The organism is Arthrobacter sp. MYb23 (genome assembly GCF_002979775.1).
Taxonomy (GTDB): Bacteria; Actinomycetota; Actinomycetes; order Actinomycetales; family Micrococcaceae; genus Arthrobacter.
The window spans coordinates 1-16,975 of the sequence record NZ_PCPR01000028.1 but is presented as its reverse complement, the minus strand read 5'-3'; the positions used below and the strand labels follow the sequence as shown (position 1 = coordinate 16,975).

The following is a 16,975-nucleotide window of genomic DNA, read 5'->3' as shown; positions in this document are numbered from 1 at the left end:
TGTCATGGTGTCCTGTCCGGAGAGCTGCTGAAGTGCTGGAGAAGGAGTTCTTCCACGTGGTGGCGGCTGGATATGTGGCCGTCGTGGATGACGGCGTGGAGGCTGAGGTTGAGTGGCCTGTTGCGGTCCACCCGGGCAGCCTCGCTCCACGCAACCGCGGGTCCGGCACCGACGTATCCCTCTGTGCGGACAAACCAAGGACGGAGTTCGGCGGGGTTTTGCGCGAGGACGACGCTAACTTCGCGGCCGTGCTGCCGGGTTGTCACCACGAGCCACGGGGAGAGCGAGCCGTGCGCCGTTTCCGTTCCGGCGCCCTGCGAACACAGCACGCCCGCCGGGCCGTCACCCGCGAGGAAGCGCCAGAAGATTCCGCCGTAACCGGCGCCTTCGCGCCCCTTAACCGCCGACGACGACACCCACAATTGCTCCACGTCACCTGCGGGCTGGATCAAGGATTCAAACGCAAGGCTCCAGGAGTTGGGGTCCGGGTGGTCCTGGCAGGTGTAGCTCCGCTGTTCCCTGGCTAGTTCCTGCCCTTTCATGTCCATCCACGTGACAGTCCCGCCCGCCTTTCCGGGTTGGTAACTCCACCTAGAGGTGACCTGACGGCCGTGATTGGCCAGAAGAGCAGGGCCGTGCCCGGTGTAGGTGGATCCGCCCCAGAAGTTGCTTCCGTTCACATCCGAGAACGCGAGCGAGAGGCCCAGGTGGTGCGGGTGGTCGTCTGGACCGGCTTCCGTGAGGGGCGCGCCGGCCAAAGTGCGGAGGGGGTGCAGGTAAGGCCTGGGGGCCAGCACCGTTGCCAGGTCAACTCCGTTGTTCACCCGCGCCACGGTTGCGCCGTGGAGCTGGAAACTGCCCATTGGACCTCCTTGCGGTGAGTGCTCTGGTGATGGCAGCGCGGTTGCGTGGGTTCAGCATAAACAGAACAGAAAGAACTCGGCAACTCTTGACGAAAGTTTCTTTCAAGAAGTTTCCGTATAACGGCGATGATGTGTTGACAGTCACAGTGGATTGTTGCTAGAAATCGTTTACTCAGTATTTTTGCTCCTCATTTTGGTCTCAGTGAGGACCCTTGTCTCGCTGCAAATCCGCATACCCTCAGAAAGTTTCTGCCGGGAAAGCTCGGAAACTCCGTACTTACGTCCCTAGATCGGGCACCAGAAAGGCGTCATTCAATGAAGAAGACAGCAAACACTCCCATCTCGCGCAGGCTTGTCCTGGGAGCCGCGATGGTGGCGGCAGGACTGACGATCAGCGCCTGTGGAGGAGGAGGCGCAACGTCCTCCGGCAGCGGCAGCGGCGGCAACGTGGAACTGAACTTCGTCTTCTGGGGCGACGCCAACCGGGCCAAAATGACCGAAGCTGCTCTGCGGATCTTTGAGAAGAAGAACCCGGGCATCACCGTCAAAACCGAGTACCAGGACAGCGCACCCTACGCCGATAAGCTCGCTACCCGCTTTGCCGGCGGCAACCCGCCGGACGTCCTGGCCATGGCCAACCGCAGCCTCCTGGAGTACGCACAGCGTGGCACCCTCGCGGACCTCAAGTCATTCCCGGAGCTGAACTTGGACAAGGTTCCGGAAACCACCCTCAGCCGTGGCGAGGTTGACGGCAAGCTCTATGGCCTCGCTACCGGCGTGACCACCATCGGCATGGTGGTCAACAAGACCATCACGGACCAGGCTGGCGTCACCATCCCGGACGACAAGACCTGGAGCTGGGAGGACTACGCCAAGTTCGCCACCGAAGTCACGCAGAAAACCGGCGGAAAAGTCTACGGAGCTGGCTACGACGTCGCCACGGAAACAGGACCTATCATGCTCGCGCGCCAACGCGGTGAGGATTTCTACACCAAGGACAACAAGCTCGGCGTCAGCGAGAAGACCATCGAGGACTGGTTCCAGTACAGCGTGGACCTCCGTAAAGCCGGCGGATATCCGCCCGCAGGATTCTTCGAGCAAATTGGCGGCTCGCCGGCGCAGTCCTACCTCGCGAAGGGCACGGTCGCTTCGCAGATCATCCCCATCAACAACTTCCGTGGTTACAACGAGGCCGTTGAGGGTGAGGTTGTCCTGCTGCGCATTCCAGGCGAAACCAGCGGCGAGCGCCGCGGCTACTCCGCCGACCCCACCATGCTGTGGTCAATCGCGGCCAAGTCCAAGCACCCCAAGGAAGCAGCCAAACTGGTGGACTTCCTGACGAACGATGCTGAAGGTGCCGCCGAGGTCCTCACCCAGCGCGGTGTCCCCATCAACCCGGAGGTGGCCGATTCCATCACCCCCAAGCTGAGCGCGGATGACAAGACGTTCGTGGACCTGATGGCCGCCATCCAGGAAGAGGACTTGCCGCCCGCCTACGTATATCCGAAAGGCGCCAGTGTTGTAGCCGATACCCTCAAGCAGCTCACCACTGAAGTGGAGTTCGGCCGGATCAGCCCCGCGGATGCGGCTAAGACCTTCATGGAGAAGAGCAATGCAGCAATCAACAAGTAAGCCTGCAGCTACTTCCAAGGGGGTCTTGGCGCCATGACAGTTTTGACCAAGCAGCCGCCCGGAGCTCCGACGTCAGCCGCGGCAGGCGGCACACCGCGCATCCGCCCGTCCCGGCGCAGGAAGCAGCGATCTGGATATCTTTTCCTTCTCCCGTGGTTCCTGGGGATGTTGTTCACCGTCATTCCGTTCTTTGCCTCGCTGTACCTGGCTTTTACGGACTACAACCTCTTTACTGAGCCCAACTTTGTGGGGCTGGCCAACTTCCAGGCCATGTTCGAGGACCCACGGCTCATTCAGTCTCTGAAGGTCACCTTCATTTACACCTTCGTGTCGGTGCCTATCTCCCTGGCTGTTGCCCTGCTGGTTGCCCTGGTGCTGAACCGAGGGCTTCAGGGCCTATCGATCTACCGCTCTGTTTATTACCTGCCCTCCCTGCTGGGTGGCAGCGTGGCAATCGTGATGCTGTGGCGCTACATCTTCGGCAACGACGGAATCGTCAACGGGTTCCTGGGCATCTTCGGAATCCAGGGCCCCGCATGGGTCACTGACCCCCAGTTCTCCCTCAGCACCCTCATTGTGCTGAACGTCTGGACGTTCGGCTCCCCCATGGTGATCTTCCTTGCCGGACTACGGCAGGTCCCCGGGATGTACTACGAAGCTGCCTCAATTGACGGGGCCTCCAAGTGGCGGCAGTTCCGCAGCATCACACTGCCCCTGATCAGCCCCATCATTTTCTTCAACCTGATCATGCAGCTCATCGGCTCGTTCCAGACGTTCACCCAGGGCTATGTGATGAGCGGAGGTACCGGGGGCCCGGCGGATTCCACGCTGTTTTACAACCTGTACCTGTACCAGAAGGGCTTCACCGAGTTCGAGATGGGGTATGCCTCGGCCATGGCCTGGCTGCTGTTGATGATCATCGCGATTTTCACGGCCATCAATTTCATCGCATCCAAGTTCTGGGTCTTCTACGACAATTAAGGCAACCCCATGGCACTCCTTGATTTACCTCTCAAGCGCAAGCTGGCCAAGCAGGATCAACCTGAAGACGCCCTGACGGGAACCCCGGTTTCCCGCTTCTCACGGCATCTGATTCTCTGCCTGGTGGGGCTGGTGATGCTCTACCCGTTGATGTGGCTGATCTCCAGCTCGATGAAGCCCAGCAACGATATTTTTAGGCAGCTGGGGCTCTGGCCCGAAAACTGGGACTTCTCCAACTACGCCCAAGGCTGGACCGCGCTGGACCAGCCGTTCCACGTTTACCTGATCAACTCCATGATCGTGGTGATTTTCTCCATCATCGGCAACATTTTCTCCTGCGCCTTGGCCGCGTACGCCTTCGCGCGGATGGAATTCACCGGGCGGAAGCTGTTCTTCGCCCTCATGCTGGGAACACTCATGCTGCCGGGCCACGTTCTCCTGGTTCCGCAGTACATCATCTTCTCCCAGCTCGGCTGGCTGGACACCTACCTGCCGCTGATCGTTCCCAACTTCATGGCCACCAATGCCTTCTTTATCTTCCTCATGGTGCAGTTCATGAAGTCGCTGCCCAAGGAATTGGACGACGCCGCCCAGATTGACGGGTGCGGCCCGTTCCGTACTTTCATCCGGGTCATTCTGCCCCTCTGCGTGCCGGCCATGGCCACCACGGCTATTTTCACGTTCATCTCCACATGGAACGAGTTCTTTGGTCCGCTGCTCTACATCCAGAACCAGGACCTCTACACCGTTCCCTTGGCCCTTCGCGCCTTTATGGACTCGGAAGGACAAAGCATGTGGGGCCCCATGTTCGCCATGTCAGTGGTGTCCATCGCCCCCATCATCGGCTTCTTCATTGCAGGGCAGAAGTACCTGATCAACGGAATTGCCACCACCGGCCTTAAGTAGCCCCCTCACCCCAGAGCCACACCAATCCAGACAAGACAAAGGAGTTTTGCATGCGCCTGCGACGCCTACTCGGCGCGGCCACCGCCGTCGTCATTCTTGGAAGCCTTACTGCTGTGCCTGCCAGGGCGGAGCCCATCCACAGCGGCACCGAATCACCGCCGGAAGCGGCGGCCCTGTGGAAGCAACGTCCCGATGGTTTCGCGGCCCTTCCCGGCAACGGGCTTGAGGGGACCACCGGAGGCCAGGCGGGGAGGCACGTGAGCGTGTCCTCGCTGGAGGAGCTCAAAGCCTACGCCGCGACCGAGGAGCCGCTGGTGATCTTCCTCAAGGGCAGCATCACTGCCCGGGACTACGTCAAGATTCCCGTCGCATCGAACAAGAGCTTCATCGGTACCGGCGCGGGTGTGGAGCTGGTGAACGCCGGCTTCAAGCTCATCAACGTGTCCAACGTGATCTTCCGGAACTTCACAGTCCGTGATTCCTACATTCCCGGCGACTGGGACGGCAAACGCCCGGACAACGATCGTGACGGGATCCAACTGGATACTTCGCACCATGTCTGGGTGGACCACATGAAGTTCGAGCGCATGGGCGACGGCATGATCGATACCCGCAAGGACTCGGACTACCTGACCTACTCGTGGAACGTGTTCGCGGACAACAACAAAGCCCTGGGCGTTGGCTGGACCAGCAACGCAGTCACCAAGATGACCATCCATCACAACTGGATCCGCAACACTGTCCAGCGGAACTTCAGCCTGGACAACACAGCGGCTGCGCACGTCTACAACAACTACCTGCAGGACATCGGACACTACGGAATGATGGGCCGCAACGCCGCCAAGGTGGTCCTGGAGGGCAACTACTTCACCGCGGTTGCCGATCCCGTGGTGGCAAAGGACCCTGCCACGGAAATCGTCAACCGTGACAACATTTTCGAGTCCACCCGCGGCCGCAAGGATAACGTCGGCAGCGCCTTCGACCCCACACAGTTCTACGCCTATTCCAAGGACAATGCCGCCACGGTACCTGGTTTGGTCTCCACCAGCGCCGGACCTCGCGAAAACAAAGCACCAAGCACGACGACGGAGGTCACGGTCGCGCTGGACGGCACCGGCGATTTCGGCAGCGTACAGGCGGCCATTGGCTTGATTCCTGTGGGGAACACACAACCCCGGACCATCACCATCAAGCCCGGCTTCTACCGGGAATCGGTGAATGTCTGGGCCGACCGGCCCAACGTGACGTTGCAGGGAGCAACAGCCAACCCGGCCGACGTCGTCATTTCCTACGACACCCCTGCAAACGGGGCAAAGTTCTTCGGTGGAACCTGGGGCGCTGCGGGCAGTGCCACGCTCAACGTTCTGGCGGAAAACACCACGGTCCGGAACCTCACAGTGGAAAACGCTTATGACGAGGCCGTTCTCGGCGGTAGCCAGGCCCTCGCGGTGCGGACGGTGGCAGACAAAATCACCTTCGACACCACCAGGTTCCTCGGCAACCAGGACACCTACCTTGCAGACACCACCGGCCGGGATGCGACTGCCCGCACCTACCTGAAAAACTGCTACATCGAAGGTGACGTGGACTTCCTCTACGGCCGGGGCACGGCGGTGTTTGACGGCTGCACCATCCATTCGCTGGACCGCGGCAGCGACACGAACAACGGTTACATCGTGGCACCCAGCACCAAGGACTCCAACCCTTACGGCTTCCTGATCGTGGACAGCACCCTGACCTCTGACGCTGCACCCGGGACCGTCAGCTTGGGACGCCCTTGGTTTGCCAGCAGCGACCCCAACGCGCACCCCATGGCCGTCATCCGGGACTCGAACCTGGGCAGTCACATCGCTGAGCAGGGCTGGTCAGACATGAGTGGGCATGCTTGGACCGAAGGGCGCTTCGCTGAGTACAACAACACCGGGCCCGGCGCATACACCAACGAGTTCCACCCCCAACTCACTCCGGAAGAGGCCCTGAAATTCACTAAGGACACGTTCCTCGGTGACTGGACCTCAGCGGCAGGTGCTTGAGATGGCGGACGCACAACAACCAATCATTCGACGCCGGACCCTCCTATCCGCTGGACTCGCAGCTGGCACCCTGGCCTCCACCGGCCTCTTAAGCCCGGCAATGGCGGCGCCAGCCACTGATGGTGGCCCAACCGGCGTCGATCCCCACGGTTGGGGCGAAGCCAAGTTGCCGGTAAACCGCGGGAACGGCGGTTCCTGGACGTCGGCACCCGAGGGTTTCGCCGGCGTCGCATCCCACGGCCACGACGGCACTACTGGTGGTGCGGGCGGCACACTGGTCCACGCCAGAACGCCGGAACAACTCCGCGTTTTCGCGAAAAGTGCCGAGCCGCTGGTGGTGATCCTGCACGGCGAACTGGTGTTCGCGGAGTACGAGAAACTAACGGTGACCTCCAACAAGTCCTTCCTCGGCGCAGGTGAAGCGGCCGCAGTAGTCAATGCGGGATTCAAACTGGTCAATGTCGCCAACGTCGTGTTCCGAAACTTCACGGTCCGGGACTCCTACATCCCCGGGGACTTTGTGGGGAAACGGCCTGACAATGACAGGGACGGGATCCAGGTGGACACCTCCACACACGTCTGGGTGGACCATATGCATTTCACCCGGCTGGGCGATGGCCTGGTGGATATCCGCAAGGACTGCGACAACGTCACGCTGTCCTGGAACGTCTTTTCAGACCATAACAAGGCCCTCGGAGAGGGCTGGACGCAGAACGTGGTCACCCGGGTGACGCTGCATCACAATTGGATCCGGAACACGCACCAGCGCAACGCCAGCCTGGACAATACGGCGGCCTCGCATGTCTACAACAATTACCTGGAGGACATCTCCAGCTACGGCATGCTCGGGCGGAACGCTGCCTTGCTGCTGGTGGAAGGAAATTACTTCCGGGATGTCCGGAACCCCCTTCACCACCAGGGGCCCGGCGGTGCGCTGGTGGCCCGCAACAACGTATTCGAGGAGTGCACCGGGAACACCGGCCAGGATCAGGGCATGGCGTTCGACGTCCCCTACTCCTATGAGCTGACCCCCACCAAGGCAGTTCCGGCGCTGGTACGTGCTTTCGGAGGACCTTTGGGCGGGACCGAGCCGGCGCTTCGGGACGTCATCACCGTGGCATTGGACGGAACGGGCGATTTTGCCAGTATCCGGGCGGCCGTCGGCGCAATCCCAGCGAATAACCCACGAGCTGTCACAGTGCTGCTTCAACCGGGCATTTACCACGAGCCCTCGGTTATCTGGGGTGACCGCCGGAACATCACCCTGGCCGGGGCAACGGGAAATGCGGGGGATGTGGTCCTGAGCAATAGCGAAGGCGTTACCTTGCTGGTGGCTGCGGACGGTTCCACCCTGCGGGACCTCACCGTCACGTCCGACACCCCTCAGCCAGGGCATGTCCTGCTGGTCACGGGCGGCGGAGTGAGCCGTTCCAACGTGGTGGTGCTGAACGGCACGTCGGGCTCACCCAACTGAGTAGCAGCAGATGCCGTTTTGAGCTCTCAGAACGGCATCTGCTGCTACCTACATGGGTTGGTTACGCGTCGACGTCGGTGTTCACGATGTAGACATCGCAGGGAGCGCCGTGGGCAACACTGTTGGCGATGCTGCCCAGGACGCGGCCCAGGCCCTTCATGCGCTTGTTGCCCACCACAATCAGCGAGGCGTTGTTGGTCTCGGCGTAGTTGATGAGGGCGTTTGCCGGGGTGCCGCGGGCTGCGAAGTATTTGATGTTGCCGGCGGGGACGTCCAGCTCTTCGGAAACCTTGCGGGCCACATATTCAGCGGAGTCCGCCGAGGAGACGGTGATGCGGTCGCTGCCGCTGCCGAATTCTTCGATGCGGTCATCGGAGAAGCCGCTGATCACGTGCAGTTCCGCGCCGAGTGCGGTGGCGAGCTTCGCTGCTGCCACTGCTGCGCGCTTGGCGGTCTCGCTGCTGTCAACGCCGACCACAATAACTTCTGACATGAGTACTCCTGGTTGTGGGGATTCACTGGGTGCTGCTGCAAGAAATCTACACTCCATCACCCTGCGCCGGGATGACCCATTTGGGCCGGGAGTGTTTACGGCCGGAAATCAGGGGGTAGGGATAATCATCGGAACCATCACACCACCGAAAGGCAAGACAATGAGCGACGCACCATTTTCACCGCAGACCGCCATCGTCACGGGATCGGATTCAGGTATTGGAAAGGCCACCGCGGTGGCCTTGGCCAAGGCCGGCATGGACGTGGGGATCACCTGGCACTCGGACCAGCAGGGCGCTGAGGAAACAGCGGAGGAGGTCCGCAGTCTGGGGCGGAAAGCGGTGGTCCACCAACTGGACACCACGGATGTCCGGGGCACGGTTGCGGCCATCGACAACCTGGCTGAGGAACTTGGCGGTGTGGACGTCTTCGTCAACAACTCCGGAACCGGCGACGGCACCAAATTCCTGGAGTTGGACTACGACACGTGGATGTCCACCTTGAATACCAACCTCAACGGCGCCTTTGTGGCAATGCAGACGGCAGCCAAGCGCATGGTGAAAGCCGGCCGCGGCGGTCGCATCATCGCGGTCACCAGCGTCCATGAGTTCCAACCAAGGGTGGGCGCCTCGGCATATGACGCGTCCAAGCATGGTCTGGGTGGCCTCATCAAAACCATGGCCTTGGAACTTGCTGAACACGGCATCACTGCCAACAACGTGGCTCCGGGTGAGATCGCCACCCCCATGACGGGGCAGGAAGACGAGGATCCCAGGCAGCAGGAACGGCCCGGTGTTCCGCTGGGTCGCCCCGGAGATGCCCGGGAAATCGCCGCCGTCATCGCCTTCCTTGCGTCACCGGCTTCCAGCTATGTGAACGGCGCTTCGTGGCCCGTGGATGGCGGAATGCTGCAGATGGGGCCGCAGGCCGGCTCGCACATCACCAGCAATGACTGGCGCGAAAGCTAAGCTCCCGCAGCCTCTGGCCGCACGGTGATCCGTGGGCTAGTCTGCATGGACGGCCTGCCTGGCGGGCCTGATTTTCTTTTCCAGAGATTCGTATGACGTTGATGAGGAGCACCATGGCCGGCCACACATATAGCGTTTCCGAAATTGTAGGAACTTCCACCGAAGGCGTTGACGACGCGATCAAGAACGGCATCGCAACGGCCTCCGAGACCCTGCGGAACCTGGACTGGTTTGAGGTCAAGGAAATCCGCGGCCACCTCGAGGACGGCGCAGTTGCCGACTGGCAGGTCACCATCAAACTCGGTTTCCGCCTGGAGCGCTAACTCCTCGCGCTTACCCCCTATTCACCCCACGAGATGGCACTTAGTGACAGTTCCGGAACTCCGGATTGTCACTAAGTGCCATCTCGGCGTGAGGGTTCGGGTGCGGTGACCTGGGCTGGGGCGCCCACGTCGCCAAAGTTCAACAGCGTCAAAGCGTCCGACGACGGCGAGCCGGCCTTCGCGGAATACACCCTCAGCAGCTGGTCAGGGTCGTCCGGGAGACTCAGCGTTTCAAAGTTCAGTTCGAGGTCCCCCACCACCGGGTGGTGCAACCGGACGGTGCCCGCGGATCGGGTGGCTACCCTGTGCCCGGCCCACCATTGCCGAAAGTGCTCGCTGTGTACGGCGAGTTCACCCACCAGTTGGTTGGTCTGAGGATCGTTGGGGTGCCGGCCCACGTCCATGCGCAGGGCACCCACAGCTTCAGCGGCCACGGTCTTCCAATCCCTGAACAGCGCCCCGGCCGAGGGGTCCAGGATGATCCATCGCGTCAGGTTGCGCTCCGGGGCTGGGAGGGATGCGAAATCGGTGAAGAGCAAGTGAGCCATCCGGTTTCCGGCCAGCACATCCGCACGCCGCCCCAACACCATGGCTGGAACATCACCCACGGCGTCCAGCAACTGCCGGAGTGCCGGCCTCACCTTTTGAACCGGGTTTTGTGCCAAGCCTGCGGAACTGGCGCAGTGCTCCAGCAGGTCCATCATGTGTGCCTGCTCCCCCGCGTCCAGGCGCAGTGCCCGTGCCACAGAGTCGAGGACCGCTTTGGACGGGTGGATGTTGCGGCCTTGTTCCAGGCGCGTGTAGTAGTCGGTGCTCACTCCGGAGAGTCGGGCAACCTCTTCACGGCGAAGTCCGGGCACCCTGCGGGCACCGCTGTACTCCTGCGATCCGGCGTCCTCGGGTGAGAGGCGGGCACGCATGATTTTGAGGAATTTACCGAATTCGGCGCTTTGACCCATCTGTCCATTCTGCCGCTCGCTGCGTGTGAAAGGCCACCATTGTGGGTAGGACTGCCAGACCTAGGAAAAACAGGATCACGCTGGATTGCTGACTCTGCCGCCAAAAGTGAATAGGCTCGGTACAGAGCCTCCGAAAACGCTTTCTGGAAACGGGAAGACGGAGCGTCACCGCCATAACCACCCGTCGAAGGAGACCGTCATGCCAGAGCTGACATTGAACAACGGCGTCACCATCCCCCAGCTTGGGTTCGGTGTCTTCCAAGTACCTGCCGAGGAAACGCAGAAGGTAGTGGAAGACGCTCTGGAAGCTGGCTACCGCCACATCGACACCGCGGCTGCTTACCGCAACGAGGCCGGAGTCGGCGCTGCGATCGCGGCCTCAGGCATTCCGCGGGAACAACTGTTCATCACCACCAAGCTCCGCAACGGCGAGCAGGGCGAAGCGTACGACGCCTTCCAACGCAGCCGCGACGCCTTGGACCTTGAGGTCATTGATCTGTACCTGATCCACTGGCCTGTCCCTTCGCAGGGCCTCTTCACACAGGCGTGGAAGGAGATGGAGAAACTGCACCAGGACCAGCAAATCCGGGCCATTGGCATCTCCAACTTCCTCTCTGACCACGTGGACACACTGCTCAAAGAAGCAGAGGTGGTACCGGCCGTCAACCAGATCGAAGTCCACCCCACCTTCCAACAGGGCGAGCTGGCCAACAAATGCCGTGACCTCGGCATCGCCGTGGAGGCGTACAGCCCGTTGGGGCAGGGTAAGGACCTGAACGCGGAGCAAGTGGCCCTTGTGGCCGCCGCCCACGGCAGTACTCCTGCACAGGTGATCCTGGCCTGGCACCTCGCCCAGGGGACCATCGTGATCCCCAAGTCCGCGGACTCCAAGAGGATGCGCGAGAACTTCGGCGCAGCTGATCTCACCCTCACCGAATCCGAGCTGGCGGCCATTACGGCACTCGAGGCGGGTGCCCGCATCGGCTCCGATCCCGCCGTCGCAGCTTTTACCCAGCTCTAAAGCCCCACGAAAACAGCAAAGGACTCAACCGCATGCAGTACACCCACCTGGGCCGTTCAGGCCTGAAAGTTTCCCGTCTGTGCCTGGGCACCATGAACTTCGGCCCACAAACCGACGAGGCAACGGCACACTCCATCATGGATTCCGCATTGGAATCCGGCATCAATTTCTTTGACACCGCCAACGTTTATGGCGGCACCGAGCACCGCGGCTGGACCGAGGAAATCATCGGCCGCTGGTTCGCGAAGGGCGGCGAGCGCCGCGAGCGTACGGTCCTTGCCACCAAGTTGTACGGGACCATGACAGACCGTCCCAACGAGTCCAAGTTGTCGGCACTCAATATCCGCCGGGCGCTCGATGCCAGCCTGAAGCGGCTGCAGACGGACTACATTGACGTCTACCAGTTCCACCACATCGACCGCGATACGCCGTGGGATGAGATTTGGCAGGCAATCGAGGTGGGCGTCCAGCAGGGGAAGATCCTCTACTCGGGCAGCAGCAACTTTGCCGGCTGGCACATCGCCCAAGCGCAGGAAGCTGCCCGCAAGCGCAACTACACCGGGCTGGTCAGCGAGCAGTCCATCTACAACCTGTTCCGGCGTGAAGTGGAGCTGGAGGTTATCCCGGCTGCGCAGAACTACGGCCTGGGCCTGATTCCTTGGTCTCCGCTTCAGGGCGGGCTGTTGGGTGGCGTCCTGAAGAAGGAAGAACAGGGAGTCCGGCGCGCTGAGGGCCGCGCCTTGGAGACGCTCCGCAAGCATGAGGACCAGATCCGTCAGTATGAGGATTTCGCGGACGAACTTGGCCACAAGCCCGGCGATGTGGCGCTTGCTTGGTTGCTCCACCAGCCTGCAGTGACGGCTCCGATTGTTGGGCCGCGCACCCAGGAGCAGTTGGACGCAGCCATCCGCGCATTGGACGTTTCCCTTAATGAGGACGCCCTCAAGCGGCTCGACGACATCTTCCCAGGCCACCGCCCTGCCCCCGAAGACTACGCCTGGTGAGCAACCTCTTACCGCAGGCGGACACCGTCTCGCCACGGAGCATCCTGTTCATCGGCGGGACCGGGGTCATCAGCTCGGCGGCGGCTGAACGCGCCGTCGCACTGGGCCACCGGCTGACCATCCTCAACAGGGGACGGTCAGCCGGGCGGCCCGTCCCGGATGGCGCCGAGGTCTTGCATGCGGACATCCGTGACGCCGCTGCCGTGCGGGAGGTACTTCAAGGAAGAGAGTTCGACGCCGTTGCGGACTTTATCTCCTACACCCCGGATCAGGCGCGGGCCGGCTTGGACATGTTCCGTGGGCGGACAGGTCAGTACGTCTTCATCAGTTCCGCTTCGGCGTACCAGAAGCCGCCCACCACACTTCCTATCCGGGAGTCGACGCCGCTAAAGAACCCGTTCTGGCAGTACTCGAGGGACAAGATTGCCTGCGAGGAGCTGCTGTTCGAGGCCTATCGTGACCAGGACTTCCCGCTGACGGTAATCCGGCCGTCCCACACGTATGACCGCACCAAGATCGCGATGGTGGGCGGATGGACCGACATTCACCGGATGCGCGCGGGGATGCCCATCATGGTGCATGGCGATGGCACCTCGCTGTGGACGCTGACGCATAGCCGCGATTTCGCCAAGGCCTTTGTGGGACTCCTGGGCAGGCCGCAGGCTGTGGGTGAGAGCTACACCATCACCTCGGACGAGTTCCTTCCCTGGAACCAGATCTACCGCCTGTTTGCCCGGGCGGCCGGGGTGGACGAGCCGGAATTGTTCCACGTCTCCTCGGAGACCATCGCCGCCCACAGCTCTGAGCTCGGCCCCAATCTGCTGGGCGATCGCTCGCACTCCGTGGTGTTCGACAACTCCAAAATCAAAGCGCTCGTTCCTGATTACAGGGCCACGATTCCGTTCGCGGACGGTGCCAGGGAGATCGTGGCGTGGCATGACACCCATCCTGAGCTGCAGATAGTGAGCGAGGATTATATGGAGTTGAGCGATCGGCTCTATGACTGGTCGCGGCGGTAGCTGTTGCCAAGCAGCAAGTGGCAAGCGTAGAACAGCAACAGACCAAGAAGGAGATCATGCCCATGACATTTGCCCCGCTCATTGAACTCAACGACGGCCATAAGATCCCGCAACTGGGACTTGGTACGTGGCCGTTGAATGATGCCCAGGTTGCCGATGCCATGGTGGAGGCTGTGTCGCATGGTTACCGGCACGTGGACACTGCAAAGAAATACGGCAATGAGACGGGTGTGGGCAACGGCATCCGTGCCTGCGGGGTGAATCGCGAAGAGCTCTTCATCACCACCAAGCTGGACGGGGAATTCCAGGGTTCAGGCAAGGCCATTGCCGGGCTGGACGGATCCTTGGAACGCTTGGGGCTGGACTACGTTGACCTGTTGCTGATCCACTGGCCGCTCCCGCGCCGCGGCGAGTTCGTCTCGACATGGAAAACCTTCGAGGAACTGCAGGCGTCGGGCAAAGCGCGCTCAATCGGGGTCTCCAACTTCAAGCCCGCCCACCTGGACCAACTGTTCCGTGAAACGAATGTTGTGCCTGCCGTCAACCAGATCCAGATCAGCCCCTCCATTCCGCGGCCTGCTGCCCGGGCTTTCAACGAAAGAAACGGCATCATTACCGAGTCCTACAGCCCGCTGGGTGCCAGCAGCGATCTTTTGAATGCTCCCGTGCTGGCCGGCATCGGCGGCAAGTACGGGAAGACGCCGGGCCAAGTGGTGCTCCGCTGGCACGTCCAGCAGGGTTTGGTGGCCATCCCCAAGACCTCCAATCCGCAGCGCATGAAGGAGAACCTGGACGTCTTCGACTTCGAACTGGACCCCGACGACCTCACCAAACTGCAAACCCTCGACGCCGGACCGGACGCCGGCGTGGACTCAGACGTTCAGGGGCACTGACCGTGGGTGACCAAGCAACATTGATCTGGGTTGGTTCCTACACTGCAGACAGGAACGGCCACGGCGAGGGCATCGTCGCACTTTCTGCTGATAACGACGGCCAGCTGACGAACCTGGGCCTGGCGACCACCGCCAACTCGCCATCATTCCTTGCACTGCATCCGACACTCCCGGTGGTCTACGCCGTTGCAGAAGAAGGGAAGACCGTGCGGGCGTATCGCCGGACGGGCGACACTGAACTGGACGCCTTCGGCGATCCTTGGCCGGCGGGCGACGCGACCTGCCACGTGGCCGCCGATCCGCACGGACGCTTCCTGGTGGCCACGTGTTGGGGCGACGGCCAAGTGATTTTGTATGAACTGGACGACGACGGCGCCATCACCTCGCGCACCAGTGCGGCAGCCGCCGTCGACCCCCACACTGCGACGTCCCCGGACGAGCAGCGGCCAAGCCGCGCGCACTCAAGCCTTATGTTGCCGGACGGCCGAGTCATGACCACGGACCTGGGGCATGATCTTGTCCGGGTGTGGCAGTACGCGCCGGGTGAGGGACTGAAGCCGGATCACCAGGTGATCCTCCCCAAGGGCTCCGGCCCACGGCACATGGCCCGGCATCACAGCGGGACAGTCTTGGTGAACACCGAATACTCGGTGGAAGTAGCTTCGCTCCGGATGGAACCGGACGGTGCTTATGTGCTGACTTCCGTGGTTCCGGCGAGTGCCACAGGGGCCAAAGACGGCGACTCCGGCGCCGAGATTGCGTTGTCCCCGGACGGGGGTTTCGCGTATGTGGGCGTGCGGGGATCCAACCGCATATGTGTGCTGAAGGTATCCAACGGCGGGGCTGAGCTGGAGCCCGTCGCGGAGGTGCCGTGCGGCGGCGATTGGCCGCGCCACCACTTGGTCCGCGAAGGCTGGCTGTACGTCGCCAACGAAGGCTCGGACGACGTCGTGAGCTTCAAATTGGACCCAGCCACCGGGCTCCCGGACGGTCCTGTGAGCAGGGTGGAGACGGGATCCCCCAGCATGCTGGTTCCCGCCCTTTAACTACCGCCGAGATGGCATTTAATACGTATGATCCGCTCAGACATTGGTATTAAATGCCACCTCGGCGAGTCTTTTCAGGCGGTCCAGACCTCGACGTCGTCCGTTCCGCAGATCAGTCGGCGGCCTGTGGGTTCAAGGACCACCCAGAGCAGTTCCTGGTGCTTGGAAACGTCATCAACGCGGCCAGTGCCGGCGCCCCATGCGACGTCGTAGATCCACACCGGATCACCTGAGTTGAGCTCCGTCCACTCCGCTGCCGGAACGTGGCGGTAATCGGCGGGCCTGTTCAGGATGGTGCTGGTCATGCCGACACTTCAGCGGCAGTGCGGCGGCGCCAGACGGTGGGCACGCCCTCGTGGGCCGGCAGGACATGTCCTTCAGCGAAAACCTGGACGGCATCAGGATCGGTGTCCGGGCTCCACAGGCCCGACGCCGGGCAGTGGGAACCGGTAGGCATGACGCGGGTGGCTCGTTCGCGCAGGAGGGCGATGCTCTTCATCGTTGAAACTCATCCTTGGGTAGATCGGGGCGTTATGTGAAGCAGATCTCCTCAACCTTATGAAAGTCACGCGACGATCGTTATGGACAAATGCATAGCGTTTGTGGATGTGTCCATGCAAAAGCACAGTGGGCATCCCCCGCTGACCCAAGTAGGTCGCAGTTGATGCCGTTCTGAGCGCTCAGAACGGCATCAACTGCGACTCAGATGGGGTTACTTGTAGCTCAGGCTCAGGAGCATGGACTTCAGCTGGGCGTACTGCGTGCTGCCCATCCAGGCCTTGGCTGCTTCAGGGGTGGCGAAGGCGGGCTGCTTGGCGGGATCGAAAACCGCGTAAGCACTCATGATGCCGTTAGGAACACGAACCTGGTTGATCCCGGAAGAACTGACTCCAGCCTGGAGCTCCGAAGGGAGCCGGACATCCATGACGTAAAACGGAGGCGAGTCGGAACGCCCACTAGCCGTGGGCATGCCCCCGTTTTCGGAGTTGTAGTCGTAATTCATGGCGTAATTCACGGAGAAACCGAATTCCACCTGGTTTCCTGCTGTATCTCTCACCCCAGGAACCACGGCACGGTCCAGAATGGTTCGGTCCACAATGCCGCCCGTACCATCCGCATAGTTTCCATTGAACACACGGGCTACCTCTGCCCCAGCGGCGTCGAAGACAGTCACAATGCGCGAGGCTTCCGCAGTCCCGGGAGGATCGAATGGTCCTTGGTCCGCCCGGATACTCCAGCCGACCGGATAGGTGAAGGACAAATGCCCGTCCGGGAAGGTGTAGGTCTGGGCGGTCGGCGCCTGCACGGGTGGCACCACTGGCGCCGAGGCGACAGCTGGGGGTGTGGTGGGTGCGGGCGGG

Annotated in this window: 17 protein-coding genes and 1 pseudogene; 12 read left to right on the top strand and 6 right to left on the bottom strand. The window is 61.7% G+C overall.

Annotated elements, in window-relative coordinates; all coding sequences use genetic code 11:
• Window positions 1-2: 2 nt before the first annotated feature.
• A complete protein-coding gene (locus CQ020_RS20905) occupies window positions 3-863 on the bottom strand; it encodes a PmoA family protein (protein WP_105693800.1) in 861 nt (286 codons plus the stop codon).
• Between the two features lie 315 nt (window positions 864-1,178).
• Here CQ020_RS20905 and CQ020_RS20900 point away from each other — a divergent pair, with 315 nt between their 5' ends.
• From CQ020_RS20900 to CQ020_RS20880, 5 genes are read left to right on the top strand one after another with little or no spacing between them, the layout of a single operon-like run.
• Window positions 1,179-2,495: an ABC transporter substrate-binding protein gene (locus CQ020_RS20900; RefSeq protein ID WP_105693798.1), complete on the top strand. Its 1,317-nt coding sequence runs from the start codon at window positions 1,179-1,181 to the stop codon at window positions 2,493-2,495.
• Between the two features lie 33 nt (window positions 2,496-2,528).
• Window positions 2,529-3,476 (top strand): carbohydrate ABC transporter permease, encoded by a 948-nt coding sequence (locus CQ020_RS20895; protein WP_105693796.1) that lies wholly within the window; start codon window positions 2,529-2,531, stop codon window positions 3,474-3,476.
• 9 nt (window positions 3,477-3,485) lie between these two features.
• On the top strand, window positions 3,486-4,382 hold the full coding sequence (locus tag CQ020_RS20890) for a carbohydrate ABC transporter permease (RefSeq protein ID WP_011773007.1): 897 nt from the start codon (window positions 3,486-3,488) through the stop codon (window positions 4,380-4,382).
• Window positions 4,383-4,432: 50 nt separating this feature from the next.
• On the top strand, window positions 4,433-6,415 hold the full coding sequence (locus tag CQ020_RS20885; protein ID WP_105693793.1) for a pectinesterase family protein: 1,983 nt from the start codon (window positions 4,433-4,435) through the stop codon (window positions 6,413-6,415).
• Complete coding sequence (locus CQ020_RS20880) at window positions 6,387-7,889, top strand: right-handed parallel beta-helix repeat-containing protein (RefSeq protein WP_258142139.1); 1,503 nt, start codon at window positions 6,387-6,389, stop codon at window positions 7,887-7,889. Before CQ020_RS20885 ends, CQ020_RS20880 begins: the two co-directional genes overlap by 29 nt.
• A gap of 61 nt (window positions 7,890-7,950) precedes the next feature.
• On the opposite strand, the gene CQ020_RS20875 is transcribed toward CQ020_RS20880, so the two are convergent.
• A complete protein-coding gene (locus CQ020_RS20875) occupies window positions 7,951-8,382 on the bottom strand; it encodes a universal stress protein (protein ID WP_054808808.1) in 432 nt (143 codons plus the stop codon).
• 160 nt (window positions 8,383-8,542) lie between these two features.
• On the opposite strand from CQ020_RS20875, the gene CQ020_RS20870 reads away from it, so the two are divergent.
• Window positions 8,543-9,349, top strand: a complete 807-nt coding sequence (locus CQ020_RS20870; protein ID WP_105693791.1) for an SDR family oxidoreductase — start codon at window positions 8,543-8,545, stop codon at window positions 9,347-9,349.
• A gap of 113 nt (window positions 9,350-9,462) precedes the next feature.
• On the top strand, window positions 9,463-9,672 hold the full coding sequence (locus tag CQ020_RS20865; protein WP_026541717.1) for a dodecin: 210 nt from the start codon (window positions 9,463-9,465) through the stop codon (window positions 9,670-9,672).
• Window positions 9,673-9,743: 71 nt separating this feature from the next.
• Here CQ020_RS20865 and CQ020_RS20860 read toward each other — a convergent pair whose 3' ends face one another.
• Window positions 9,744-10,631: a helix-turn-helix transcriptional regulator gene (locus tag CQ020_RS20860; RefSeq protein ID WP_105693788.1), complete on the bottom strand. Its 888-nt coding sequence runs from the start codon at window positions 10,629-10,631 to the stop codon at window positions 9,744-9,746.
• Window positions 10,632-10,830: 199 nt separating this feature from the next.
• Between CQ020_RS20860 and CQ020_RS20855 the strand changes: the two genes are divergently transcribed.
• From CQ020_RS20855 to CQ020_RS20835, 5 genes are all read left to right on the top strand, one after another.
• Window positions 10,831-11,652 (top strand): aldo/keto reductase, encoded by an 822-nt coding sequence (locus tag CQ020_RS20855; protein WP_105693785.1) that lies wholly within the window; start codon window positions 10,831-10,833, stop codon window positions 11,650-11,652.
• Window positions 11,653-11,684: 32 nt separating this feature from the next.
• On the top strand, window positions 11,685-12,656 hold the full coding sequence (locus tag CQ020_RS20850; protein ID WP_024819063.1) for an aldo/keto reductase: 972 nt from the start codon (window positions 11,685-11,687) through the stop codon (window positions 12,654-12,656).
• Complete coding sequence (locus tag CQ020_RS20845) at window positions 12,653-13,675, top strand: SDR family oxidoreductase (RefSeq protein ID WP_374955207.1); 1,023 nt, start codon at window positions 12,653-12,655, stop codon at window positions 13,673-13,675. The genes CQ020_RS20850 and CQ020_RS20845 overlap by 4 nt, the downstream gene beginning before the upstream one ends.
• A gap of 62 nt (window positions 13,676-13,737) precedes the next feature.
• Complete coding sequence (locus CQ020_RS20840) at window positions 13,738-14,568, top strand: aldo/keto reductase (protein WP_105693845.1); 831 nt, start codon at window positions 13,738-13,740, stop codon at window positions 14,566-14,568.
• The gene (locus tag CQ020_RS20835; protein ID WP_374955208.1) at window positions 14,565-15,614 is read left to right on the top strand and encodes a lactonase family protein; all 1,050 of its coding nucleotides are present in this window, start codon (window positions 14,565-14,567) and stop codon (window positions 15,612-15,614) included. Before CQ020_RS20840 ends, CQ020_RS20835 begins: the two co-directional genes overlap by 4 nt.
• Before the next feature lie 74 nt (window positions 15,615-15,688).
• Here the strand turns inward: CQ020_RS20835 and CQ020_RS20830 are convergent, their stop codons facing one another.
• The 3 genes and pseudogenes from CQ020_RS20830 to CQ020_RS20820 all read right to left on the bottom strand — a co-directional run.
• The gene (locus tag CQ020_RS20830; RefSeq protein WP_024819059.1) at window positions 15,689-15,919 is read right to left on the bottom strand and encodes a hypothetical protein; all 231 of its coding nucleotides are present in this window, start codon (window positions 15,917-15,919) and stop codon (window positions 15,689-15,691) included.
• Window positions 15,916-16,113, bottom strand: a complete 198-nt coding sequence (locus tag CQ020_RS20825; protein ID WP_024819058.1) for a hypothetical protein — start codon at window positions 16,111-16,113, stop codon at window positions 15,916-15,918. The genes CQ020_RS20830 and CQ020_RS20825 overlap by 4 nt, the downstream gene beginning before the upstream one ends.
• A 213-nt stretch (window positions 16,114-16,326) precedes the next feature.
• Window positions 16,327-16,975 (bottom strand): annotated as a pseudogene (locus tag CQ020_RS20820) (hypothetical protein); the annotation flags it as partial.

What these genes read in the sequence shown, in the direction of transcription:
- CQ020_RS20890 (WP_011773007.1), top strand. Translation starts at nt 3,486, where the DNA reads ATGGCACTCCTTGATTTACCTCTCAAGCGCAAGCTGGCCAAGCAGGAT.
- CQ020_RS20850 (WP_024819063.1), top strand. Translation starts at nt 11,685, where the DNA reads ATGCAGTACACCCACCTGGGCCGTTCAGGCCTGAAAGTTTCCCGTCTG.
- CQ020_RS20870 (WP_105693791.1), top strand. Translation starts at nt 8,543, where the DNA reads ATGAGCGACGCACCATTTTCACCGCAGACCGCCATCGTCACGGGATCG.
- CQ020_RS20865 (WP_026541717.1), top strand. Translation starts at nt 9,463, where the DNA reads ATGGCCGGCCACACATATAGCGTTTCCGAAATTGTAGGAACTTCCACC.
- CQ020_RS20900 (WP_105693798.1), top strand. Translation starts at nt 1,179, where the DNA reads ATGAAGAAGACAGCAAACACTCCCATCTCGCGCAGGCTTGTCCTGGGA.
- CQ020_RS20855 (WP_105693785.1), top strand. Translation starts at nt 10,831, where the DNA reads ATGCCAGAGCTGACATTGAACAACGGCGTCACCATCCCCCAGCTTGGG.
- CQ020_RS20885 (WP_105693793.1), top strand. Translation starts at nt 4,433, where the DNA reads ATGCGCCTGCGACGCCTACTCGGCGCGGCCACCGCCGTCGTCATTCTT.
- CQ020_RS20905 (WP_105693800.1), bottom strand. Translation starts at nt 863, where the DNA reads ATGGGCAGTTTCCAGCTCCACGGCGCAACCGTGGCGCGGGTGAACAAC.
- CQ020_RS20840 (WP_105693845.1), top strand. Translation starts at nt 13,738, where the DNA reads ATGACATTTGCCCCGCTCATTGAACTCAACGACGGCCATAAGATCCCG.
- CQ020_RS20895 (WP_105693796.1), top strand. Translation starts at nt 2,529, where the DNA reads ATGACAGTTTTGACCAAGCAGCCGCCCGGAGCTCCGACGTCAGCCGCG.
- CQ020_RS20825 (WP_024819058.1), bottom strand. Translation starts at nt 16,113, where the DNA reads ATGAAGAGCATCGCCCTCCTGCGCGAACGAGCCACCCGCGTCATGCCT.
- CQ020_RS20875 (WP_054808808.1), bottom strand. Translation starts at nt 8,382, where the DNA reads ATGTCAGAAGTTATTGTGGTCGGCGTTGACAGCAGCGAGACCGCCAAG.
- CQ020_RS20830 (WP_024819059.1), bottom strand. Translation starts at nt 15,919, where the DNA reads ATGACCAGCACCATCCTGAACAGGCCCGCCGATTACCGCCACGTTCCG.
- CQ020_RS20860 (WP_105693788.1), bottom strand. Translation starts at nt 10,631, where the DNA reads ATGGGTCAAAGCGCCGAATTCGGTAAATTCCTCAAAATCATGCGTGCC.